Source organism: Psychrobacter sp. 16-MNA-CIBAN-0192 (assembly GCF_040309565.1).
In the GTDB taxonomy this organism is placed as follows: Bacteria; Pseudomonadota; Gammaproteobacteria; order Pseudomonadales; family Moraxellaceae; genus Psychrobacter.
Map to the genome: position 1 here is coordinate 1 of NZ_JBEOOX010000477.1, position 255 is coordinate 255.

Genomic DNA, 255 nt, shown 5'->3' on the forward strand with positions numbered 1-255 from the left:
TTTGATGAGTTACTTGAAAAAGTGGGTGAGCCTTATTACAGCTACAGTCACTTCTGCCGAGCTTATAAACAATGGTTAGGTACCCAGCGACTCTCAATGCGTCAGCAGCATAAAGGGGGTGAAAAGCTGTTTGTGGATTATTGTGGCCCCACAATTACCATTACTTGTCCGACGACACAAGAAAAGCGCACTGCTCAGATATTCGTTGCTGTACTAGGTGCATCAAATTATACCTATGCTGAAGCAACGTATAGT

General features: G+C 43.5%; 1 pseudogene. It reads left to right on the plus strand.

Annotation, left to right across the window (positions count from 1 at the left end):
- Window positions 1-255 (plus strand): annotated as a pseudogene (locus AAEY78_RS14040) (IS21 family transposase); the annotation flags it as partial.